We start from the raw sequence: 24,336 nt of genomic DNA on the forward strand, positions 1-24,336 counted from the left end.
AAGCTGCATATCAAGAGCAATAGCTTATATTTGTTATGTTTGGCTGAATTCATCAAACATAATTAAAGCAAATTTCAAACCAATTATAAGTCCAATTAAAACAAGTACTTAAAAATAAAGTTTATGTAAATTTACAGCAAAACTGCAAACTTTGCGTAGCTTGCAGTTTCAAAAGCTTAATAAAGTAGTCTTACAATTCACAAATAGTTTTTAAAAGTCTGGTTGCAATTTGATAAGGGTCAGCATTAGCGCCAGGGCGTCTATCCTCCAAATAGCCACAACCATCCTTAATTACTTTTATAGGAATACGTATAGAAGCACCTCTATCAGATTCACCTGATCTAAACTCATCTATATGACAGGTTTCATGCTCGCCTGTTAATCTTTGGGCTAAACCATCACCATAAACTGCAATATGCTCTGCGTGTTTTTTGGATAAACGCTCAATAACCTTTGCTATGGCTTCTTTTCCAGTTTTTTCATCGCGCATTGATTTTGTAGAAAAATTGGTGTGCTGTCCTGCACCGTTCCAGTCACCTCTAACCGGTTTGTTATCTAAAGTTGCAGTAACATCATACTCTTCACCTGTTCTGTAAAGTATCCAACGAGCAAACCAAGCATGGTCACAAACAGTTAGAGGGTCCGCTGATTCGCCTTCTACACCTCTATAACCCACTTGAAACTCCCATTGACCGGGCATAACTTCCGCATTAATACCATACAGCATTACACCCGCCTCTAAACATGCCGCAGCATGATCTTCTACTAAATTTCTGCCAAAAACTTCATCTGCACCAACACCACAATAAAAAGGTCCTTGAGGTGCTGGATAACCCCTATCAGGCCAACCCAAAGGAGTGCTACCTTTGAATAAGGTGTATTCCTGCTCAAAACCTATCCATGGATCGTGATCTTGAGCCCCTGCCAATAAAACTTTTCTTAACTCTGCTCTGGTATTGCTTTTATGAGGTGTTCCATCAACATTGAATACTTCACACATAACCAAAAAGTTACCTTCACCTCTAAAAGGGTCATGTACAAAATTAACGGGTTTTAGGACTAAATCAGAACTATGTCCGGCAGCTTGATAAGTACTTGATCCATCAAAGCCCCACTCTGGAAAAACTTCAATGCTAAATTCTTCATCATCAGGTATTTCAATAATACGTGTTTTAGAACGCAGCTTTTGTGTTGGTCTTGCTCCATCCATCCAAATATACTCTGCCATTCCCAACATAAAAATTCCTCCTTAATTATTAATAATACTGTATAAAGCGTGTATATATGGACAAAATAAAATTGTCTCGATTTTTATTACAAGAACTTTGATTTATTAACTCAATAAAATTTATTTTTGGTTCTTTAAATAGTGACAGCCTTGACTATACTTATTTCTTTGAGCCGCAGTCACAATAAGTTGCGCCACTGTAATCGCATTCCTAAGAGCCAATAGGTTTTGAGTTAGTTTTCCATTAGCGTAAAACTTAGCTATATCATCACTCAAAGTTCTAATAATACCTTGAGCCCTATCTAAACGTTGTGGTGTTCTAACCAAACCCACATAATTCCACATGGTATGCTGTATGCTAATCCAATCTTGAACAAGCAGTTCATCCTCAATAACAATATCACCGTTTTTCCATTCAGCAATATGATCAAAATGCTCTGAAGGATGTTTCAATTTTTCTGCGATAGCTTTTCCACCACGATAACCAAAAACTATATTCTCTAACAATGAGGTACTGGCTAAACGATTTGCACCATGAAGTCCAGTGCAGGCTGTTTCACCGACTGCCCATAACTGTTCTATGCTCGTTTGAGCATTTTCATTAGTGTATACCCCCCCACATGAATAATGGGCAGCTGGAACAACTGGAATAGGATCTTTACTTATATTGATTCCTTGCATCAAGCATTTTTCATAAATATATGGGAATCTATTTTTTAACCATTTTTCATCTTTATGGCTGATATCAAGGTAAACATTGTTAACATTTTGTTTTAACATTTCATTATGAATACTTCTTGCCACAATATCTCTAGGAGCTAAATCAGCCAATGAATGGTAATCTTTCATAAAAGCATAGCCAGCATGGTCAATAAGAACACCACCCTCTCCTCGCAATGTTTCACTGATTAAAAATTTTTTACTCCCTTTTTTATAAAATGCAGTAGGATGAAATTGAATAAACTCTAAATTCATGACCCTAGCGCCCAATCTATAGGCCATGGCAACGCCGTCTCCCCTTGAAAGCTTTGGGTTGGTGGTATTTAAAAATAACCTTCCTAATCCACCGGTAGCTAAAACTGTATGATGAGAAAGAATTGTTTTTACCCTTTGTGCTTGTTCATCAAAAACATAAGCACCCACACATTTTTGAGCGGCATAACGGTCTAATTGATTGGTAGAATGATGTGACGGTGTTAACAAATCAATAGCAGTATGAGAGTTCAATAAGCGAATATTTTTATGTTGTTTAAGATATTGAAGAAAGTGGGTTTGGATGCTTAAACCGGTCTGATCAGCACAATATAAAATTCTTGGGAAAGAATGTGCCGCCTCTTCAGTTAACTTATAGTCACCATCGTCTTTTTCAAATGGAACTTTAAGGGTATCTAATAAAATATGCTGAGTTAATTCCGGCCCTTCTTCTGCCAAGATATTAGCTGCTATAGGATTAGAGAGCCCTGCCCCAGCATTTAATATGTCTTTTACTAAATCGCTGCTTTGTTCATTAGGGTTTTTATAAACAATTCCACCCTGAGCCCAAGCGCTTGCACTGTAGTCTAAATCTCTGGCACTGCTTAACATGGTAATTTGAATATTGGGATTTTCTTCTAACAAAGAAAAGGCTGTTGTACACGCTGACAAGCCGGTGCCAATGATTAATACATCGGTTTTTTCAATTAAATCCTTCATTGTATGCTGGCTATATATACTGCATTTCCATGCTTATGTCAGCTGCTTTAACTGTATGTGTTAATGCGCCTACAGATATATAATTGACTCCCAATTCACATAAACTGGGAATTCTTTCTAAAGTAATTCCACCAGAAACTTCAACAGGAATTTTATCTTGCAAAATAACCAATGAGGCTTTGATCATTTCGTTACTCATATTGTCTAGCATAATACGCGTCACTTTATCTGCAAAAGGTAAAACTGCTTTAACATGTCCCAATTGAGTTACTTCTATCACCAGCTTTTTATCTGGGTGATGGGTATTGGCAAGATCTATGGCTTTAGCAAAGTCATATTTTAAAACTTCTAAATGATTATCTTTAATCATCATTTCATCAGATAAACTAAATCTATGATTGTATGCGCCGCCTTGTAAAACGGCATACTTTTCTAATTCTCTCATTAAGGGTGTAGTTTTACGGGTGTCCAAAATTTTTGTCTGACTACCTTTACATGCATTTACGTATTCCTTAGTTTTACTAGCAATAGCACACATTCTTTGTAAGATATTTAAAGCTATACGTTCAGCTTTTAATAAGCTTCTTGCTTTACCTAAAATCTCAAGAATATAATCGCCTTTTTTATAAGACTTTCCATCTTCGGCCAAAATTTTAAACTCAATTTCTGAATCAACTTTTTTAAAAATTCTTTGTGTTTGTCCTATGCCCGCTAAAACCAAATTTTGTTTACATAGTAGCAAAGCTTTTGCTTTTTGTTGTGAAGGAATAATAGACTCTGAGGTAATATCACCTTGTGGGCAGTCTTCTTCTAATGCATATTCAATAAAACTTTCGAAATCCACAATAGCATTAGAATTATGCTAGTTGAGTGCTTTGGTCAATATTATCAAACAATATACTATTGAATTAAATACTGATTCTTTTTCTTATACGTTTACTGCCAAAAACCATCTCAACTTCAACATAGTTAGGCATACCATTCACTTCTTCATCAAAACTTACTTCTTTTTCAATCATACGAGAACCCATTTCAAAAAACATTTGAACTTTAGGGTTGTAACTACCTGTTACCGCACTTATATCAGCTTCATTGATATTCATGGTGGTATTGAGATTCATGGTATCTTCATTATCATCATCTTTGCGGACAGCGCGCTTTGCCTGAGAATTTTCTACCAATCTTAAAATATAACGCCCAAGCTCTATGCGATCACCCAAGGCAACAGGGGCTTTATTAACTTTTTGGCCATTGAGATATGTTCCATTTTCGCTGGCTTGATCTTCAATTCTGTAGCCTCGCAACTCATCAAAAATGATGCACATGTGAGATCTAGAGACTTCTGGGTCATCCAAAACTATATGGTTTTCCGCTAAACGTCCAACATATGTGATATTGGGCTCTAACAGAATGCTTTCTATAACTTTACCTTCAAGTTGAATTTCTATGGCTAATGATTGCGACATATATTCAGTATCAGCTAAACTTTAAACAATTTCAAGATTTTGCGTCACATTTGCTAAATCTTTTATAGACTCATCTAAGTTATTATCCATTTGTTTGAAGTTGTTTTTTATTCTTTGGTGGGCTTGTTCGCAAAATATTTTTGTCATTTTTAAGGCATTTTCAACTTGAGCGTCTTCTTGTTTAATTTGTGTTGAACAATGGGAAACACAAGCTATCATTAGGTATAGATCAATTGTAATGTCTGCCAATCGTTTTTGAACCAATTGCATTTCAACAATTTTATTACCATGACGCTGTAAAACTTTTTCAACTGTATTTGCTAAAGCAACAACATAACTTTCAATGAGAGAAGTTTCTTTTTTTAATTTAACATCCGCCAACCTAATACTATCTCCATACAAATTGCGTGATAGTTTGTTACTGACATAATCATACAACAGTCCAAAAGATTTAATAGGTTTATTCAACAGTGATTTTTGCAAAAGTTTAAGCTTTTCACCGGTTTCTTTAATACCAGACAAAGCAATAAAACAACGAAGAATCTCATTGGTTCCTTCAAAAATCATGTTGATTCTGGCATCACGCAACATACGTTCATAAGGATATTCTTGCATATAACTTGATCCACCGGCAATTTGAGTGGCTTCATTGGCTATATGCCAAAGTTTTTCTGAACCTGCAATTTTGCAGACTGCCGATTCTATTGAGTAATCTTCTATCCCCTGATCCACCAAGTTACAGGTCAGATACGTTGCAGATTCAAGGGCATAAATCTCACTTTGCATTAAACCTAACTTTTCTTTAATCATACCAAATGATCCAATGGTACGGCCAAACTGCTTACGGGTATTGGCTTGAGTAGCCGCCAATTCTAAAAGCTTTTTTGACCCACCTATACAACCTGCCGCCAAACCTAAACGGCCTGAATTTAAAATTTGCATAGCCAATTTAAAACCATGACCAATCTCTCCTAAAATATTTTCTTTGGGAACATGCACCTGATCAAAATGTAGCTCAACCGTTGATGATGCTTTAATACCAAGTTTTTTCTCTTCTGGACCATGACTAAAACCCGGCATGTCTTTGGTAACAATAAATGCGGTTACTTTTTCTTTACCCGTTTCCTTAGATTTTGTTTTTGCAAAAACTGTAAAAAAGCTGGCAAAGGCGCCGTTGGTAATCCAAATTTTATTACCGGTAATTTTGTAAGAGCCATCTTCTTGCTCTTCTGCCCTTGTTTTTAAGCTGTATGCATCAGAACCTGCTCCAGGTTCTGTTAAAGCAAAGGCTGCAATCATTTCTCCGGTGGCCAATTTGGGTAAAAAGCGTTGTTTTTGTTCTTCATTGCCAGCTAACAATAAGCCTTTTAAACCAATTGAAGCATGCGCACCCAAGGTTACCGCAATTGAAGCATCTATCCCACCAATACACTCAAAAACTTTGCCATATGCCATTTGGCTTAAACCCAAACCTCCATATTCTTCAGGTATCATTAAGCCAAATAAACCTAATTCGGCCAATTGACTTAAAAACTCAGGTTTTAATGTACCTTCTTTTTCTATTTTTGCTGAATCAATATGATCTTTAGCAAAACGTTCAACTGCATCACAGATCATGTTAACTGTTTCTTGCTCTTTGTTTTCTGGATATGGGAAAACCATATTTTCTAAAAGTCTTCCTAGAAATAAAGATTTTGCAAAGCTTAAGTCTGTTTGATTTTCTTTTTCAATAATTTCTGGCATAGTCTTTGGAGAATATCAGGTTTTTAAAATAATGCTTAAATTTTTACAAAAAAGAAAATTTCACAAAATACTCAACTCGCTTGTTGCTCAAGGAGATTATAAAAAAGCCTTAAATCACATTGAGCAAGCGCCTGAAAAGTATGGATTTGATGAAGATGTAGCACTTTATAAAGTATGGTTACTTCTTGAATGCAACGCTCTACAAGATGACTCAAATATTTTGTATGATTTAGAAAGCAAACATCCTGACCACCCTATTGTTCTCCTACTCAAAGGTGAATATCTATTTCAACAGAAACATTACCCCCAAGCACAAGCAACCCTAGAAAAGTCTCTTCGTTTAGATCCACACAATTTAAGAACAGAGTACAGTTTAGCTAAAGTTTGTTTGGCTTTGGGTGAAATTGATAAAGCCACCCAGTTAATGAAATCAACAGTACAATACGACCCTAAATTAGTGCAAAGCAAACTCTTGGCCCTTACCGAGCTACTGTTAATGAAAAATACAAATCAAACGTCTTAAATATTATTGATCCATACTTTATATCATGTTAATGCAGGCCGCATGAAACACCTAAAATACTGCTTAAGCTTGATTGTTCTAATCAGTTTTACAAGCCGTGCACAAGACATTTTAGAGCTTACTGAGAGTTCTTTGAAAGATTATCTAGGAGAAAAAAACCTCAATAGCTTTAATACAATAATTGCTCAGGAACAAGCTACTGTTAATCAAAAAGAATTTAAAGATCAGTACAGTGCTTCGGCCTTTGCTAACGCAACCTATATTAATACAAATGAAGAAGCGTTTATTGCTTTTCAGCCCATTATATCACCACAAAATATTGTGGAGTTTGGTGTACGTAAAAAAATTCCTTATGGTTTAGATGTTGAAGCCTCTATTGGTTTTGACAACCGACAGTTTGACCTTGGGTCTGGTAATGAAAACCCTTCTATTGCCACTTCTAGCCTTAATATTAACATGAATTTATGGAAAAATTTTCTTGGGAAGTTAGACCAAGCCAATTTAAATAGCTTCCAACTGCAACAAAAACGTGCAGATATTCAAAATAAAATAAACCATGCCCAACAACTTTATACATTGAGATCAATGTTTTGGAACCTTGTTGCGGTTAATGAACAAATTAAAATATCACAATCTATGGCCGATTTAGCTAAACAGCAGCTCAACAATGCTCAAAGCCGGTACCGCCAATCTGCAGCTGATTTAGCGGAGGTCTCTTTTTATCGTTCACAGCTGGCTTCACGCAATAATGCTGTGATAGTGTATAACTACAATAAACAAGTGATAGTGGATCAGTTTAAAAAAGTTATTCCTGAGTTATCACAATACAGTGATATTCAAGTGAAAGACTTTGATTCACAAAAAACCCGTAGCGATGTTTTACAATGTGTTAACTTTATTCAACAATCTGTTTCTGTTCCTGAGGATCAAACACTTTACTCTGAATTGATTAAAGTGGTGAAGGATTTTTACACCACTCAAAATAAAATTCACAAAACCTATGATGATATTGATATTAATCTTAATGCCAATATTTATACCCGAGCAGTGGACCCTTCTGCCTTTGATGCTTTTGAAGAATCATTTGCAGAAAATAGACGCGGCCTTATGGCAAGCTTGAATATCAATGTACCTTTAGGCAACTCAAAAACTGAAGTCAATAAAACCAAACTTAATCAAATGATGTTGGATAATGAAATTAAAACATTGCGGCAAAACTTTTTAACACAGTTCCAATTTGTCCAAAAAAATGCTTCTTTACTTTTGCAATCTATTGAACAGCAAAAAAATAATTTAGATAGTTTAAAAACGCGCAGTCGAGAAATTTTAAAAAAATTCAACCAAGGCCGTTTGTCTATCAGTGATTATATTTCTGATCAGGACAGATTGTTACAAACAGAACTACAGTTGGTTGATAGTCAAAATTTAATTATACAAACCATGTTGGACTATCTTAATATTTTTAGTAAGAGCCCATGCGCTTTTAATCAGGTGTCAGTATGAAACAGATCATTCAGTTCTTTATAAAAAATTATAAGTTCACTTACATTTTAATGGCCTTTACCATTATTTATGGCTTGATGGGTTTATCACAGATGAACTCTGAGTCCTTTCCCAATGTAAACTTTGCAACAGCTACCATTACTACTATGTATCCAGGAGCAAGCCCAGATACCATTGAAGAGCTGATTACCAAGCCCATAGAAGATGAGATAAGAACGGTTAAAGGCTTAAAAGACACCAAGTCTACCAGTCAAGCAGGAAAAAGCATTATTGTAGTTAGAGTTGATATGGATCATTATGACGTAGACACTGTTATGGATGATTTACAAAAATCAGTGCAAAGAGTCTCTAACCTACCCGCTGATTTAAGAGAAAGACCCAAATTTGAAGAACTTAATTCAGAAGAATTTCCTGCCATTGAATTGGCTATTTTAGGTGATAATACTAATAGAAAACGCGATGCATTTGCTGACTTTTTAAAAGACCGTCTTGAAGATAATAAAATGGTTCGTAATGTGCGTTTGGTTGGCTTTTCTCAAAGAGAGTTTAGTGTAAAACTGGATGCAAAAAAATTACAAAATAACTATGTCAGTATTGCGGAAGTTCTGACTGCATTAAAAAAACGCAATCAAAATATTCCTGCTGGAAATATTGAATCAACAGATCAACAATATTTGGTCACCTTAGATGGCAAAGTACAAAACATTGAAGAGCTTAAAAATATTGTAGTACGAGCTAACTTCTCTGGAAAAGAAATTTTACTTAAAGATATAGCACAAGTTGTTGATGGTGCCGCTGAGAGTGAAGTCTTGGCTTCTGTTAATGGTGAAGAAGCTACTCTTATGGTGGTGACCAAAAAAGGTGGTCAAGATACAATTGAATTGGTTACTGAAATTCAGGAAGTTTTAAAAAACACAAAAGTTCCTGATGGCTTAGAAATTAAGGTTTATAACAATGAGTCTGCAAAAGTTAAAAACAGAATGAACGTCCTGCAATCCAATGCTTTAACGGGTTTGGTCTTGGTGGTTGTATTTTTACTTATTTTTCTTCCCGGTGTGATCGGTGTTTTTGCCTCATTATCTTTACCTATTGCCATTATGGGAACATTTGGCATGATGTACAGTTTAGGTATGAATCTAGATGCCATTACTATTTTAGCGATTGTTATTGCGCTAGGTATGTTGGTGGACAACAGTGTGGTAATTAGCGAATATTTTAGTCGATTGGTGCAGGATGGAATGGATATATATGAAGCTGCTTGGTCAGCGGCTTATCAATTCTGGCTTCCAATAACTTGTACAGCTATGACAACCATAGCCGCCTTTTTACCCATGCTTGTTACCAAAGGCGTTATGGGCGAGTTTATTAAGTTTATTCCCATTATTGTCACTATTTCATTGGTTCTTAGTCTAATTGAGAGTTTCTTTTTATTGCCAGCAAGATTAATCTTTTCTACACGGCAAAAAAGTCATCATCTACAAAATGCAACCCACAAAAAAAACAGCGACTGGTTTATGCGCGTCTCAGATAAATTTGAAAGCTTGATGGCTATTCTGGTTCGTAGACGTTATATCGTATCTGTTTTTTTCTCACTCTTAATTATTGGTTCACTGTTTATGTTGGTTAAAGTGAATAAATTTATTTTATTTCCTGCTGAACAAACAGAAATTTATATTGCTCGTTTAATTGCACCTACAGGTACCCCACTTGAAAAAATGCATACGATAACACAAGAGGTTAGCCGCAAAGTTAAGGCTGAGCTGGGCAAAGATCTTGAGAATATTGTTGCACGTTCTGGTGTTTCTCAAACTGATCCAGGAGATTCCAAAGCTCGTGAATCTGACAATGTGGGTATGCTGGTCATTTATGTCACACGTGATGCTTCCTTTAATTTAAAGTACACCGATGCTTTACGCCGTTTGCGCACCATTGAACAAGAAGGTTTAGATGAACTTAATTTTGAAGTACAAGTCAATGGACCGCCTGTGGGTAACCCAGTTGAAGCAACGTTTAGATCTAACAATAAAAAACAGTTAGAACATGTCACTCAGACTGTAATCAGTAGACTAAAAGAAATTCCAGGTATTATTAACCCGCAAACTGATGATATTCATGGTGATGATGAAATTAAAATCATGCTTGATCATGAAAAAGTAGCTCGGCATGGACTTAACTTACAAAGTGTAGGTGATGCAGTGAAAACTGCTTTGGAAGGCACTTTAGTAACAGAAATTACTTTGGATAATAAAAAGTTTGATTTACAACTTAAGTTTGCAGAAAACTACACCACTAAAACTTCCGACTTAAGTAACATTAAAGTGATGGATAACAATGGCAACCTTGTAGAGTTATCTAAATTAGCACGTTTAGAAGTGGTTCCAGGCAGCCCAATCATTAAACGCTTTGACTTTCAGCGTTCAAAAAATGTTGTTGCAGATATTGATGAAGAACAAATCACCAGTATTGTTGCCAATCAAAAAGTACTAGAAATCTACAATGAATTAAAAAAAGAAGATCCTGAAGTCAGCATTGTCTTTGGTGGAGAGCAAGAAAACACCAATGAATCTATGGAGAGTTTGGGTAATGCCATGGTTTTAGCCTTGATAGGTATTTTTGGTATCTTGGTTTTCCTATTTTCTTCTTACCTGCGCCCTGTCATTATCATGTCCACCATTCCTTTGGGCTTATTTGGTTTTGCGGTAGCCTTTTATTTTCATGATAGACCTGTTAGCTTTTTAGCCATGATTGGTGTTATTGGCTTATCTGGGATTATTGTAAACTCTGGGATTGTACTGATTAGTTATATTGATGACTTAAGAAAAGAAGGACAAATGAACTTGGATGAAATCCTGGTTAAAGCCTCCGGTATGCGTTTAAAAGCAGTGCTAGTTACCTCTTTAACTACAGTGAGTGGTTTATTTCCAACAGCTTATGGTATTGGCGGTAGTGATTTAATGTTGATCCCAATGACCTTGGCCATGGCTTGGGGCTTAACCAGTGGTACCCTACTTACTTTGATTTGGGTTCCTTGCGCCTACAGAATTTTAGAAGATTGGACTAACTTTTTGGACCGTTTGTTTGGTCGACAAAAACCAAATTCACCGCAAAACGATAGTGTATTACCGCATGCAAAAAGTGCTTAAAAAATGTAAAGCTTATTATGCGTAGAACTTAGTAAGGCAACCTGCGATCTAATGTCCCCATGCGTTATCTTTCCTATTGTTAACTACCGAAAATTATTAAGGGTCAAAGGTATTTTTTATGGCATGTTTATTGAACAGTAATGTTTATGACTAAAAAAGTATTAAAATTTTCGGCTTTTATATTATTATTATCCACCATAGTTGTTAAGGCACAAATCAATGATGATGATGTGCACACGCTACGCATAACTAAATCTCAAATAATCAATGCACATATAGATTTTGACAATGATAAATCAGCTATTTTTTCAACAGTTGATATGCATTTTTTAATAGGTGAATGGCAATTGGTGTATGGTGTTGACAGAAGCTCTATTATTTTTCCAAATCCTAATGGTGAAGGATTTAGTAGAAGCAGAGGGTCACTATCAGTTACAGTTTATGCAAACAAGAGGTGGATTAATATTATGGAATATTCTGATATTTTATCTATTAAAGAATATGCAGGAAACTGGGACAGCGAACATATATGCTATGATTACAGCCCACTTATTCAAGAAAAAGACAGCTCATTTATCATGGCAAAACGTAGTTACAGAGATTGCAACCTTGAAGAAAATTTAGGTTATGTAAAGTTTGATGCCTCTGAACAAAAAACATACAAGTATCGTTATTTTTTAATTAGTGATGAAGAATACATCATCCAAAAAGTTGATGAGAATAGATCCCTGATTTATCATCGTCCTTTTGCTTCTTAAAAACCAATTGTATTGTTATTGGCACAGAAGATCAAAGTCAATATGATAATGATCATCATGTCTTACCCATACTCTGTTTTTTTGAAAACATGATTTTGTTTGATATTTTTGGCCAGTTGGATTCTTGTTTTAGAAAACTTTGCAACTGCGGATCAAAAATAACTTTTTTTATCAATACCAATGGCTTCTTTCCACTCATCCGTTGCATGGATTAATTTGCGTTTTTGTGTATCCCAAAAACCCATGGTTAAGATAGCATCGCAGCATAGGTCACCTTTGTCATTTTCTATCCACTGCCTTAACTCACCTATTTTTGGTTTAAAACTCTGCATTTGCGATTTGATGATTACTTTATCTCTGGCTTTGAGCTCTTTATGATACTTAATGTTAATGGCTAAAATAACAGGACCTGTTTTCGTTTCTTGTATTTTTTCAAGTCCAAAGCCCCTTTGACTGATAAACTCCCAACGGGCGAATTCAAACAACTGTAAATAAACCGCATTGTTTAAATGACCAAAGCTATCCAGTTGTGCTTCTTGAATGGTTGTAGGGTATTCAAAGATAATATGATTTGACATAATGGCTGTTTATAACGGAATTTTACATTGATTAAAACTTTAGATTAGTTTTTCAGGAGTATCTTTGCTGAATATGGAGGAATCAAAGCACAATTGTTGTAATTGTTACCCTCTGTATCTTGCATGCTTTTTTGATTCAATTTTACGGGTAAAGGATACACAGCATTATTAACTACAAATTGAACATGACTTTGTATATTTGGCCAAGAAACATTGGCTGCATGGAATCTAAAATTATCAAAATAGAGTTCTCCATAAGCTTCATCCACCTGAATCCAAATTCTAGCACTGGTTTCAGATTGTAAGGCAGAGAAAACAACTTCATTTTCTGTTCGGGTGTTTTGTATTTGTAAAAAATGTTCTTTAGCTAATAAATCATAAGGAGAACCCGATTGTCCTAAATACACTTTTAATCCAGGCGTGTTACTTTCTCCCAACATACTAAATCTTAAAACATAATCTTGGCCAGCTACAATTTCTCCAATAGGAAAAGAAACCAAGGTGGGCGTTGTAGATGGAGTCCCTTGATAACTTAAACGTAATGCATTGCCATCTAAAGGACTGTTGGTATCAATGGTCAGTTGATCTGTACTAGCAGCATTGTAGGACTGAGCTGGAGAAACGCCCGCATCAAAAGAGGCATTGCCAAATTTATTGGCCCCATTGAGAGATTGTACATCAGGTAAAGGTATCCCACTTGTCAATACTTCTGAATTTGTCTCTAGTTGAGTCAGATTTTGCCAAGGAGCCAATTTGAGAAAATTGTGTGACTCTTCTGGGATCACTTTTAAGGTTTTAAACAGTGGTGTTGCTAAACTGGGTGAAAAATATTTGTTTTGCCCGCCAGTGCCTGTTCCAGCCAGATGTATATCATCTGCAATCGTCCAATAGTAAATCCAGGGTTGCGTATTATCCAATGAAAAAAAGGTATTGTTTTTTATTTCTATATCTCTGATACCCACTGTTTGGTTATCTCTACGCATTTGAATGTGTGACTCAGCATTGTTATAAAAAATATTGTTGGTAACGCTAATATCGTAAGTATTATGCAGGTTCATACCATCTTTCTTGGAGCCATAAAAAACATTATTGTCTACGGTTATGCCGTTGGCTAAATCATCAAGGTAAATACCTCTAACCACATCAATATGATTGATGTTGGCACTTTCTGGGTCACTGGCTGTAATATTTTCAGAAACGGTTAAATTAGAATACAAAGTGTTACTTCCATTATAGGTATAAATGGCACCCCCATCATGTTTTTGTAGGCAATAATTTTTTACGTGATTCCTGTAAACGTGGGTATTATCACCACCAGCAAAACGAACTCCAATATAGCCCACATCTTGAATGTCATTGTATTGAATTTGGCCATTGGGACCCCATAAACTGATGGCTGTACTTTGATTGTCACCACTGACACCCATTCCAGGAAGCAATGCAGTTCTATGAACTTTGTTGTATTCAATCACTGCCTGATCAACCGAGATTAATTTTATTCCATTGCTGTTTGAATCATAGATAGTATTTTTGCGAATTGTTTTTTCTGGCCCTTGCCCGAGTTGAGTAATGTGCTCGCCGTAAATGGCAGTGTCCCCGGTAAACTCAATCAACATGTTTTGTACAATAATTTTTTCAGCACTGGCTACATCTATGGCAAATTGGTTGGCACCTTTAAGATGTAAACCATCCACAATAATGTTACTTCTATCACGTAAGTTAATTAAAGTATCAACACCACTGACGTAAATATCATGATCTTGTAAATTGCTGTTCCCCAAGTAGATATAAAACTGGTTACCGTCCGCATACCACTCTCCAAATTCATCTAAGGTATCAAGATGGTTTTGAATAAAATAACCATCGCCAACACCAGCATTGTAAGCTGAAGTATCCGTATAAGTTATTGTTTGTCCTGTGTGGCCTGTAATTGCATTTCTATCAACAATCCATGGGTTTTTTTGAATCACCACTTCTCCGCCTTGCCAATTGGGATTGCTGGCCAAGTCTGAATCCGTAAAGGCTGTATTGCCTTGGACGCTATCAATGGTGAACCAACCAGAATTGGGTTCACGCCCCATGGCTGTGTTTTGGTCATTGACAACAACCATATTTAAATTACTGGCCATGTTGATGGTTGAACTGAATATGCCATTGCCTTCATTATTCCAGTTGCTTACTTTTTTTAACCCGGTGATGATGGGTCGTTTACCCTCTCCATAGGCACCCAGATGAATGGCTTGTTGATTCTGTCCATCTTGAGTGATATTGAGAGAACCATAAAATGTGTTCCCTCTGGCAAAGAGAACTGAATCCCCTGGATTAAAAGAGGCAATCTCAGCATTCACTTTATCCAAGTTTTCCCAAGCTTGCTCTGGCGAAGTTCCTGAATTTTGGTCATTGCCCGTTTGACTATTCACATAATACACGGTTCCTTGTGCTGAATAAGACCTGCACTGACCCTCTTTTTCAAAGTAACCATCATCACAGGATACAATTTGACAGCTTGTAACGGCATTACAATCGCCGCCTGTACATAACGAGAAATTTTTCCCCTCACCATGGGCGATTGAACAGCTTTTTTCATGAACGGAGTAGCTTCCACAGGATGCAAGGCTGGATGTCCCTGTGCTAATAACTGAGTTTTGACAAGATAAGCTTATAGCTAATAAAAGAAAATAAACCATAAAAAACAGAGTGTTAAACAGTTTATTTAAAGTGATTTTTATATGTGTTTGCTTAAAATTCATAATCAGTAAAATGACAGCGCTATAAAAGTCTATTTACTATTTTACCATAACCCTATGCATATAAAACTAAAAAACTAAGGCCATTTAACAAAAAATAGATTGCCATACTGAGTGGCTAGCCCTAGAGTATCTAAATGCAAAAGCCTTATTCAGCAGCTTGCGAACGCAATAAAACGGTTATTTTTGATACTTTAAAGCCCTATTTAAATGGCCTTAACGGTGACCTTTTAGAGGTAGGAACCGGCACAGGTCAACATGCCGTTTACATGGCTCCGCAGCTAGAGCACATCACCTGGCACACCTCAGATGTTCCTGGGAATCACATGGGTATAAAAAGCTGGTTAAAAGAATCTAAAACCCAAAATATTAAAGCCCCTATCAATTTTAAGGTGGGTGTGGATAAGTTTCCCAAAAAGACCTTTTACCAAGCGGTCTATTCAGCTAACACTTTTCACATTATGTCTTGGAAACAGGTTAAAACACTCATTAAACTTCTAGGGCACTCTTTGAGAAGAGATGCCCTGGTCTTTATTTATGGCCCGTTTAAATATGCGGGTCAATATACTTCTCCTAGCAATGAAAGCTTTGATCAAAGTTTAAAAGAAGCCAATCCGCAACAAGGCATACGTAATTTTGAAGACGTGCAAACCGCTTTTGAAAAATCTGGCTTTACTCTGGTTGAGGATCATGTCATGCCAGCTAACAATCAGCTTTTGGTGTTCAAGCGTTTAGAACATGTATAAATTAATCTTTTAAGCTCTCTTGTGTCCCTTGTGAGTTAACAAAAACTTGCCTAAAATGCTCCAAATACGTTATGAGCTGAGCTGTGAATTTACGGATCAATGAAATATTTTACAGCATTCAAGGTGAATCTTCATTTGCTGGCAGACCCTGCATATTTATTCGTTTAACGGGCTGCCCTTTAAGATGTTCTTACTGTGATACTGGCTATGCTTTTCATCAAGGCCAAGACATGAGTATTGATGCTATTTTAGAAAAAGTACAAAGTTATACGTGTAACTTGGTTGAAGTTACTGGTGGCGAACCCTTGGCTCAGGAAAACAGTATTAAATTGATGCAAGCTTTGATTGACCATGGTTATGAAGTGATGTTGGAGACCAGCGGTGCTTTGTCTGTTAAGCAAGTGCCCCAACAGGTCAAAATTATCATGGATATCAAAACACCCAGCTCCAATGAGATGGATAAAAATATTTATGACAACTTTAATCATCTAAAGCAAAACATTGATGAAATTAAATATGTCATTAAAAATAAAGAAGATTTTGATTTTTGTACCAAGGTTTCAGATGAGTTTGAACTGTGGGATAAATTTACGGTTTTGGCCTCTCCTAACTTTAAACATTTGGATAACTTAAAACTGGCTCAATGGGTTTTAGCTTCCAAAAAGCCGTATCGCATGCAATTACAAATGCATAAATATATTTGGGACCCTGAGGAAAAAGGAGTTTAATATGAGTCATCATGATGTTCGTTTAGAATTACAATTCAATCTAGAAGTAGCGCACTACATGACCAATGTGCCTAAAGATCATTTTAATGCACAAATGCATGGGCATTCCTATTTAGGTTTGGCTATTTTTCAAGGGCCCATTAACCCAGAAACCGGTATGCTTTTGGATTACGATGATCTTAAACGTAATTTGAGCGAATATTTAACAAAATACGATCATAAAGTCCTCAACGATCTACCAGGCTTAAAACATCCCAGCAGTGAAAACCTGGCCAAAGTATTGTATGAGGACTTATCCACAACGTTTGATCATCTCAAGGCTATTCGCATTTGGCGCCCTACTTTAGGCTTAAATATTCAATATCCGGGTGATTTTTAATGGCTTCTGATGCTGCCTTGGTTCTTTTTTCTGGTGGCCAAGATTCTACCACCTGTCTGTTATGGGCCAAACAAAAGTTTAGTCACGTTGATGCCATTTGTTTCCACTATGGACAAAAACACAGTGTTGAGTTGGAATGTGCTCAAACCATATGTAAGAAACACTCTGTTCCTTTAAAAATGGTAGACCTGTCTTTTTTATCAAGCTTAAGTCACAACGCTCTAACCGATGAAAACATGGAGCCCACCGGCGAAAAAGGAGAAAATGAACTGCCCACAACCTTTGTACCTGGAAGAAACGCCCTGTTTTTAACCTCTGCGGTATGTTACGCTATTCCTAAAGGGATCAATGATTTGGTTATTGGTGCCTGTGAAGTTGATTACTCTGGTTATCCTGACTGTAGAGATGACTTTATCCAATCCCAGCAACAAACCTTAAGTCTGGCTTTAGGGCAAAACATCATAATCCACACCCCTTTAATGCAACTTGATAAAGCTGAAACCTTTCAACTGGCAAAAGATTTAGATGGCCTCAATGATGTCATTGAGTTATCGCATACCTGTTATAGAGGTGATCGAAGTCAACGGCATCCTTGGGGCTATGGCTGCAACAATTGTGATGCCTGTCACTTAAGAAAAAATGGCTTTGAACAGTTTAAGCACATGAACACTATTTCATAAGGAGTAAACATATGGCAATAGCAGAAGGTAAAGTTTTAGAGTTTAAATCCCCGGATACCGTTGATAACAGCATCTTAGAAACATTCCCCTACTCTGGCCCAAAGCAGCGGGTTCAATACAGCACCAATGAGTTCACGGCAGTTTGTCCTTTTTCTGGTCTACCGGATATAGGTAGCGTGACCATTGACTATATGCCGGGCAATAAATGTGTAGAGCTCAAATCACTTAAATATTATTTATTGAGTTATAGAGACGTGGGTATTTACCAAGAGCATGTCACAGCCAAACTTTATGAGGACATCAGCAAAGTCTTGCAAGCCCAAGAAATGACTTTGACTGTCGTGTATCAAACCCGGGGTGGTATTGATACGGTATGCAAAATTGACTCGAACGAGCAAAAATAATTAAAATATATTATTCACACGAAAATCATCTTCTGCAATGGGAAAGTGCTCCACTGGTCCCAAGCACTCAGGATCACGCCTGATAGATGCAAAGTGCTTACCTTTTGGATCTAATAAGGCTCCTACTTTCCCTGGAAAAGTAAATCGCGTGTTCATATCCTGTGGATTAGGCGTAATAATCTGATATTGAACATTTTTACCATCCTTGAATGACCAAGTTTTTATTTCCATGACTCCTAGGGGATAAGCTTTACTAGGCGGAAGTGCTGCATTATGAACAAGTTTTGTTGCGTCTTGAGTAACGATAACATACGTTTGATTTTTATTTTGATCATACTCGCAAAGCACAGAAATAACTGGCATGCCAGGTTCAAATGCTAGCATATGAATGTATTGGGCAAAACCTTCTGCCAGGGTAAAGTTGTGCTTGCTGGCATAAATTTGTGTATAAGCAATAATATCATTGATCATTTCTTCCAGCGTAATTGATCTGGGCAAGTTTTGTTTTTTTAAAATACTGGACATCACCCATCGAATACCAATTTTGCCATGCCCCGTTTGCGCAAATTCAATGGCATTTTCTACACTTTTGAACAACCAAGCACCTTTACTGTAAATATCATTGCCATTAGGCAGATCAAAAATAGTGTTCTCTGAACCTTGTGAATTAAGTTTTAAGGTTCCGTGCACAGGATCTCTTTTTTGAATATGCTCCTTTTGATAAACTCTATGTCGTTGCCACTGCCATTCACGCTCAATTAAAGCCAGTTTGTTTGGAAAAAACTCATACAAGAGCTCATTGTCAAAGTAAGCTGTTGGCCCTTCATTCACAAACAAATCTTGCCAGTTCTCAGTGGTTAACATGTTGCCAAACCAGGTATGAATCAGTTCATGCGGTAAGGTCCCTTTTCTATAAAAAGAATCAGAATATGCATAGCTTTCATTAAAAATAATCATGCCCATATTTTCCATAGCAGCAAAAGGCCTTCTATCATCTCCAGGTGGAACAAAGATTAAACGCATGGTGTTGACTGGGAATGGAACGGCAAAAAAACTTTGGTCTGATAAGATTTCAATATAACTGGCGGCACTTTCTGTATACCTAAGCGCTGATGCGTGTAATTGTTCTTGATTTTCAGTAATCACAGAAAGATCTACAGAACAAGATTGATCTGAACAAACAGAAATTTGAGTTTGTTTAAAATCACCCACAATCAATGCATACAAGTATACCGGTATACTTTGATTGTATTGGAAAATATAAGTAGATTGATCATCTCCATGCAACTGAGACACAGGATCTCCTGTTGCTTGAGCCATCATACCGCTAGGTGTATGAATAATAGATTTAAAAGAAGTTCTGACTTTGGGTGTATTTTGACACGGAAACATTCTAGCGGCTAAATGCGGTTCAAACTTGGTATAAGCCAAACCTTTTTCCAGTTGGGTATCTTCTGGGTCAACAAACCATAAGCCTGGCTTAACTTTAGCTTTAAAGTTAGTTTTACCTTCTTTTTCATAAACACTGTAATCAATATGATAATTGATGCTTACAGAAAAAGTATCTCCAGCTGAATACTCATGCATAAAATTAAGCGTGTTGCTGATATTTTTTTGTGCAAAATCAACTTTTTTATCATTAACATACAAAGAATTAACTTTAAGCAGCTCTGCATCCAAAATCACTTGGCTTCCATTTTTTAAGGCCGTAAAATCTAAAGTTGCCTGAGCTTTAAAGGTTTTTTGATTGGGATCAATCCACATTTCAAGTTGATAATGTCTAACGCGCAGCTCGGTATAATTGGACTCTGAGGTGAAGTTTTTTCCTAAAAAACTTAAGGTATTGTTGTGTAAAAATGGGCTTGCACTGACATACCTGACTTGAACAGCCACAAAGAACAGCATAATACAACGCAAAAAAAGTTTATTCCCTACAAGTTTTAACATTCTCAAGCTCATACCAAAATAATATTACTTTTCAAAACATTTATTGCGTATTGCATTAACCGCAATCAGCTTAATATTTTTATAAGTACGCATATTGACTTGATAAATATGCTTATGCGTGTATAGGACTACTTATTATGGCGACAACGTCACGGTTTCAAAAAAAACCGGAATGGTTAAAAATTAAAGCTCCTAGTGGCAAATCTTATCAAGACATTGCAAAAATGTTGCGTGAAAAGAAGTTGGCCACGGTCTGTCAGGAAGCACTTTGCCCCAACATCAATGAATGCTGGAATGGTGGTACTGCTACCATCATGCTTTTGGGAGACACCTGTACCCGCGGCTGTCGATTTTGCGCGGTTAACAGTGGTAACCCAAAAGGCGTTTTAGATGAAATGGAGCCCTTCAATACTGCTGAAACCATTAAAACCATGAATCTCAACTATATTGTACTGACTACGGTTGACAGAGATGACTTACAAGACGGTGGAGCAGCACATATTGCAAAAACCATTCGCTACGCTAAAGAAACCTGCCCCCAAACCATGATTGAATGTCTTGTGGGAGATTTTAGGGGTGATCACATGGGCGTAAAAACAGTTGTAGACGCCAAACCTGAAGTCTTTGCCCATAATATAGAAACGGTTGAACGTCTTACCCCCACTGTCCGGGATAGAAAAGCCGGTTATGATCAATCTCTAAAAGTTTTAAAAGCTGCTAAAAGCTTTTCAGATCAAATTTACACCAAAAGCTCTATTATGTTAGGCTTGGGTGAAACCTTGGATGAGTTAAAACAAGCTTTTGCAGACTTAAGAACCCATCAAGTTGATTTTTTAACCTTAGGACAATACTTGCAGCCCAGTAAAAAACACTTGGCTGTTGAGCGTTTTGTTCATCCGGATGAATTTAAAGAATTACAAGCATTGGCCATGACTTATGGTTTTATTTATGTTGCCTCTGGTCCCTTGGTTAGAAGCTCATACAAAGCCGCGGAATTTTTTATTGAATCTCATATAAAATCCAAGCAAGCGCATGGCAAAAACTTAAACAAAAACCCAAATCCTGTTGACATTAAAGCTGAGCAATATAAATCTCTGCCGGTTATTCAACAGGTTTAATAATAACGAGAAGGAGAAAGCTCATGGCAAATCATATGTTTAACTTACCAGATATAGGTGAAGGTGTTAATGAAGGTGAAATTGTTCAATGGCTTGTAGCCGAAGGTGATACCGTTAAAGAAGACCAGCCTTTGGTAGAAATTATGACTGATAAAGCAACTGTTGAAATTGCGTCTCCAGTTTCTGGTACCGTGGTTAAACATGCTGCTCCTGAGGGTGAAAGCGTAAATGTTGGTTCACTTTTGGCAGAAATTGCAACCGATGGTGCTGCGACTAGTCCTGCTAAAGACACTGCTAAACAAGAAACTGCTTCAGCAACTCCTAGCTCAAATGCTTCTTCTCCAGCTAAGACCTCCTCTGCTCCAGCAACAAACTCAAATGTTATTTCTATGCCTGCAAGCACAGCTCAAGATGGCTTGGTTTTGGCGTCTCCTGCCACTAGAAAATTTGCAAGAGAGCAAAACATTGCTTTAGCCTCTATTCCTGGCACTGGAGAGCATGGTCGAGTTTTAAGATCTGATGTAGAACAATTTGTTGCCAGTGGTGGAAGTTCTGCAAGTGCTGCAGCTGTACAAACTGTTCCTAACTTTGTGCCTCAAGCATACAATGGCCCTCTTGAAGAAAGAATTAAACTCAGAGGTATTCGTAAAGCGATTGCTAAAAATATGCAGCTTTCTAAAAATACCGCTGCTCACTTTACCCATGTTAATGAACTTGAAGCCAATGAATTGGTACGTGTTCGTGGCATGCTCAAACAAGAAGCAGCCGATAAAGGTGTGAAACTGACTTTCTTACCTTTTATCATCAAAGCCATTTGCAGTGCTCTAAAAGAATACCCAAAATTAAATTCAAGCTTAGATGAAGACACTCAAGAAATCGTGATCAAGCATTACTATAATATTGGTATTGCGGTTGCAACCAAAGACGATGACTTGATTGTGCCTGTTATTAAAAATGCAGATCAAAAAGGTTTATTACAAATTGCTGCTGAAATTACTGAACTGGCCGATAAAGCCAGAAACAATAAACTGTCTCCAGAAGAACTGCAAGGCGGTACCTTTACTTTAACCAGCATGGGTAATGATGGTGGATTACTGGCCACTCCCGTGATCAACTATCCGCAAGTGGGTATCTTAGGTTTTTATAAGATTGCAGACAGAGTAGTTGTCCGTGATGGTCAAATGGTGATTAGAAAAATTGCCAACTTATCTGTATCCATTGACCACAGAGTGGTTGATGGCATGATGGGAGCTAACTTTATGACCAGTGTGATACGCAATTTAGAAAACCCAAGCAGAATGATGTTGTAAGGAGATTTAATTTAAAGTTTAGGAAAATCATATAAACAAACCCAGAGGAAGAAAGGCCCTGTGCCGACTCTGACCTGGGTGGGGCACCCTAAAGGGTATAAGTTGTACTAGATCATCGCAAGGCAAAGGCCTTGCGCTTCACAAGTACAGCTTTATGAATATGAACCAAAACCACGTTTTTGGTTGAAGAAGGGGGTAAGATCCCCCCTTAGAAAAGGAAGATGATGAAGAAAACTGAAGTTGTTGTTATTGGTGGAGGTCCTGGTGGTTATGTGGCTGCTATTCGTTTGGGACAATTGGGCAAAAAAGTTTGCTTGATTGAAAAAGAAAACGTTGGCGGCGTTTGTTTAAACTGGGGATGCATCCCTTCTAAAGCCCTTATAGGTGTTGGTAAACTTTATGAAGAAATGCAACAAGCACATGAAGTTGGTCTTAATGTTGGAACAGTGACCGTTGACCTTAACAAAACACAAGCCTGGAAAAACAGTGTTGTTAAAAAGCTCACCTCTGGTGTTGCAAGTCTAGCAAAAAATGTTGGTGTTGAAATCATTAAAGCCAAAGCAAGCTTTACATCTCCCAATGAGCTAAAATTGGAAAGTGCTGAAGGAACAAGTGCTTTGACTTTTGAACAAGCAATTATAGCTGCCGGCTCTAGCCCAATTGAAATTCCTGGTTTTGCCTTAGATGGTAAAGCTGTGGTTGATTCACGTGATGCTTTGGATTGGACAAAAGTTCCTAAAAGAATGTTGGTGATTGGTGGCGGTGTTATTGGTTTAGAGATGGGCATGCTGTATCAAAAATTTGGCTCGCATATCAGCGTTGTTGAAATGACAGATCAACTTTTACCGGGCACTGACAAAGAAATTGCTAAAGAAATTGCCAAAGTTTGTAATAAGAAAAATATGGATATCCATCTAAGTTCTAAAGCCTTAGGCTATGAACAAACAAAAGATGGTTTACAGGTTAGTATTGAAAAAGATGGCAAAACTGAAAAAGTGGCTTGTGATATTATTTTGTTAGCTGTAGGTAGAAAGCCCGATGGTAGTTCTCTGAACTTGGACGCAGCTGGAGTTACTTTTGATAGAAAAATTCCAGTCAATGAGAAACTGCAAACCAATGTACCGCATATCTATGCCATTGGTGATATTGCTGGCCCACCTTTGTTAGCACATAAAGCTTCTAAAGAAGGCGTAGTAGCCGCTGAAGTCATTGCCGGCAAAAATGTTGTCTATGATGTAAGAGCAATGCCAGGTGCTATTTTTACAGATCCAGAAGTGGCCAGTGTCGGTATGACAGAAGAAGAAGCTAAAGAAAAAGGTATTGACTATTTTACCGGTAAATTTCCAATGATAGCTTCTGGAAGAGCATTAGCTTCAAGGCATACTGACGGTTTTGTTAAAGTGATTGCTGAAAATGGTAGTGAAAAACTTTTAGGAGTTCATATGATTGGAGCGCATGTTTCTGAACTGATTGGTGAAGGAACCTTGGCCATAGAAATGGGTGCAGTGATTGAAGATATTGCTTTAACTGTCCACCCTCACCCAACTTTATCTGAATGCTTGATGGAAGCTGCTGAAAACGCTTTAGGTCATGCCATTCATACTGTTAATAAAAAAACCAATAGAAAAGCATCGTAGGTCATT

The 24,336-nt window shown here is 37.1% G+C and carries 20 protein-coding genes; 12 read left to right on the forward strand and 8 right to left on the reverse strand.

What is annotated here, in order from left to right; genetic code table 11:
• Nucleotides 1–190: 190 nt before the first annotated feature.
• The 5 genes from PKC21_01250 to PKC21_01270 all read right to left on the reverse strand — a co-directional run bounded on the left by PKC21_01250 (nucleotide 191) and on the right by PKC21_01270 (nucleotide 6,129).
• Nucleotides 191–1,237, reverse strand: a complete 1,047-nt coding sequence (locus PKC21_01250) for a glutamine synthetase beta-grasp domain-containing protein (protein HMR23956.1) — start codon at nucleotides 1,235–1,237, stop codon at nucleotides 191–193.
• Nucleotides 1,238–1,348: 111 nt separating this feature from the next.
• Nucleotides 1,349–2,920: an L-aspartate oxidase gene (gene nadB / locus PKC21_01255; protein HMR23957.1), complete on the reverse strand. Its 1,572-nt coding sequence runs from the start codon at nucleotides 2,918–2,920 to the stop codon at nucleotides 1,349–1,351.
• A 10-nt stretch (nucleotides 2,921–2,930) separates the two neighbouring features.
• Nucleotides 2,931–3,764 carry a carboxylating nicotinate-nucleotide diphosphorylase gene (nadC, locus tag PKC21_01260; protein ID HMR23958.1) on the reverse strand — a complete coding sequence of 278 codons (834 nt, stop codon included), beginning with the start codon at nucleotides 3,762–3,764 and terminating at the stop codon, nucleotides 2,931–2,933.
• Nucleotides 3,765–3,828: 64 nt separating this feature from the next.
• Nucleotides 3,829–4,386 carry an FHA domain-containing protein gene (locus tag PKC21_01265; protein HMR23959.1) on the reverse strand — a complete coding sequence of 186 codons (558 nt, stop codon included), beginning with the start codon at nucleotides 4,384–4,386 and terminating at the stop codon, nucleotides 3,829–3,831.
• Nucleotides 4,387–4,407: 21 nt separating this feature from the next.
• Complete coding sequence (locus PKC21_01270; protein ID HMR23960.1) at nucleotides 4,408–6,129, reverse strand: acyl-CoA dehydrogenase family protein; 1,722 nt, start codon at nucleotides 6,127–6,129, stop codon at nucleotides 4,408–4,410.
• 31 nt (nucleotides 6,130–6,160) lie between these two features.
• On the opposite strand from PKC21_01270, the gene PKC21_01275 reads away from it, so the two are divergent.
• The 4 genes from PKC21_01275 (at nucleotide 6,161) to PKC21_01290 (ending at nucleotide 12,056) form a co-directional block, all read left to right on the forward strand.
• Entirely contained in the window at nucleotides 6,161–6,652 is a 492-nt protein-coding gene (locus PKC21_01275) for a tetratricopeptide repeat protein (protein ID HMR23961.1), read from the forward strand.
• Between the two features lie 42 nt (nucleotides 6,653–6,694).
• Nucleotides 6,695–8,155: a TolC family protein gene (locus PKC21_01280; GenBank protein HMR23962.1), complete on the forward strand. Its 1,461-nt coding sequence runs from the start codon at nucleotides 6,695–6,697 to the stop codon at nucleotides 8,153–8,155.
• Nucleotides 8,152–11,298, forward strand: a complete 3,147-nt coding sequence (locus tag PKC21_01285; protein ID HMR23963.1) for an efflux RND transporter permease subunit — start codon at nucleotides 8,152–8,154, stop codon at nucleotides 11,296–11,298. Before PKC21_01280 ends, PKC21_01285 begins: the two co-directional genes overlap by 4 nt.
• Before the next feature lie 146 nt (nucleotides 11,299–11,444).
• The gene (locus PKC21_01290; GenBank protein HMR23964.1) at nucleotides 11,445–12,056 is read left to right on the forward strand and encodes a hypothetical protein; all 612 of its coding nucleotides are present in this window, start codon (nucleotides 11,445–11,447) and stop codon (nucleotides 12,054–12,056) included.
• Between the two features lie 152 nt (nucleotides 12,057–12,208).
• On the opposite strand, the gene PKC21_01295 is transcribed toward PKC21_01290, so the two are convergent.
• On the reverse strand, nucleotides 12,209–12,634 hold the full coding sequence (locus PKC21_01295; GenBank protein HMR23965.1) for an acyl-CoA thioesterase: 426 nt from the start codon (nucleotides 12,632–12,634) through the stop codon (nucleotides 12,209–12,211).
• 44 nt (nucleotides 12,635–12,678) lie between these two features.
• The gene (locus tag PKC21_01300; GenBank protein HMR23966.1) at nucleotides 12,679–15,384 is read right to left on the reverse strand and encodes a right-handed parallel beta-helix repeat-containing protein; all 2,706 of its coding nucleotides are present in this window, start codon (nucleotides 15,382–15,384) and stop codon (nucleotides 12,679–12,681) included.
• A 134-nt stretch (nucleotides 15,385–15,518) separates the two neighbouring features.
• Between PKC21_01300 and PKC21_01305 the strand changes: the two genes are divergently transcribed.
• The 5 genes from PKC21_01305 to queF all read left to right on the forward strand — a co-directional run bounded on the left by PKC21_01305 (nucleotide 15,519) and on the right by queF (nucleotide 18,318).
• A complete protein-coding gene (locus tag PKC21_01305) occupies nucleotides 15,519–16,127 on the forward strand; it encodes a DUF938 domain-containing protein (GenBank protein ID HMR23967.1) in 609 nt (202 codons plus the stop codon).
• 83 nt (nucleotides 16,128–16,210) lie between these two features.
• On the forward strand, nucleotides 16,211–16,855 hold the full coding sequence (locus PKC21_01310; GenBank protein ID HMR23968.1) for a radical SAM protein: 645 nt from the start codon (nucleotides 16,211–16,213) through the stop codon (nucleotides 16,853–16,855).
• Between the two features lies 1 nt (nucleotide 16,856).
• On the forward strand, nucleotides 16,857–17,234 hold the full coding sequence (locus PKC21_01315; protein HMR23969.1) for a 6-carboxytetrahydropterin synthase: 378 nt from the start codon (nucleotides 16,857–16,859) through the stop codon (nucleotides 17,232–17,234).
• Nucleotides 17,234–17,914, forward strand: a complete 681-nt coding sequence (gene queC, locus PKC21_01320) for a 7-cyano-7-deazaguanine synthase QueC (protein ID HMR23970.1) — start codon at nucleotides 17,234–17,236, stop codon at nucleotides 17,912–17,914. The genes PKC21_01315 and queC overlap by 1 nt, the downstream gene beginning before the upstream one ends.
• Before the next feature lie 11 nt (nucleotides 17,915–17,925).
• Nucleotides 17,926–18,318 carry a preQ(1) synthase gene (gene queF / locus PKC21_01325; GenBank protein ID HMR23971.1) on the forward strand — a complete coding sequence of 131 codons (393 nt, stop codon included), beginning with the start codon at nucleotides 17,926–17,928 and terminating at the stop codon, nucleotides 18,316–18,318.
• Here the strand turns inward: queF and PKC21_01330 are convergent, their stop codons facing one another.
• Nucleotides 18,319–20,265, reverse strand: coding sequence for a M1 family aminopeptidase (locus PKC21_01330; protein HMR23972.1), 1,947 nt, complete (start codon nucleotides 20,263–20,265; stop codon nucleotides 18,319–18,321).
• Nucleotides 20,266–20,402: 137 nt separating this feature from the next.
• Here PKC21_01330 and lipA point away from each other — a divergent pair, with 137 nt between their 5' ends.
• The 3 genes from lipA to lpdA all read left to right on the forward strand — a co-directional run bounded on the left by lipA (nucleotide 20,403) and on the right by lpdA (nucleotide 24,330).
• On the forward strand, nucleotides 20,403–21,383 hold the full coding sequence (lipA, locus tag PKC21_01335; protein HMR23973.1) for a lipoyl synthase: 981 nt from the start codon (nucleotides 20,403–20,405) through the stop codon (nucleotides 21,381–21,383).
• Nucleotides 21,384–21,406: 23 nt separating this feature from the next.
• Entirely contained in the window at nucleotides 21,407–22,693 is a 1,287-nt protein-coding gene (locus PKC21_01340) for a dihydrolipoamide acetyltransferase family protein (protein HMR23974.1), read from the forward strand.
• A gap of 221 nt (nucleotides 22,694–22,914) precedes the next feature.
• Nucleotides 22,915–24,330, forward strand: coding sequence for a dihydrolipoyl dehydrogenase (lpdA, locus tag PKC21_01345; protein ID HMR23975.1), 1,416 nt, complete (start codon nucleotides 22,915–22,917; stop codon nucleotides 24,328–24,330).
• Nucleotides 24,331–24,336: the final 6 nt, after the last annotated feature.

This window comes from Oligoflexia bacterium (assembly GCA_035326705.1).
Taxonomy (GTDB): domain Bacteria; phylum Bdellovibrionota_G; class JALEGL01; order JALEGL01; family JALEGL01; genus JALEGL01.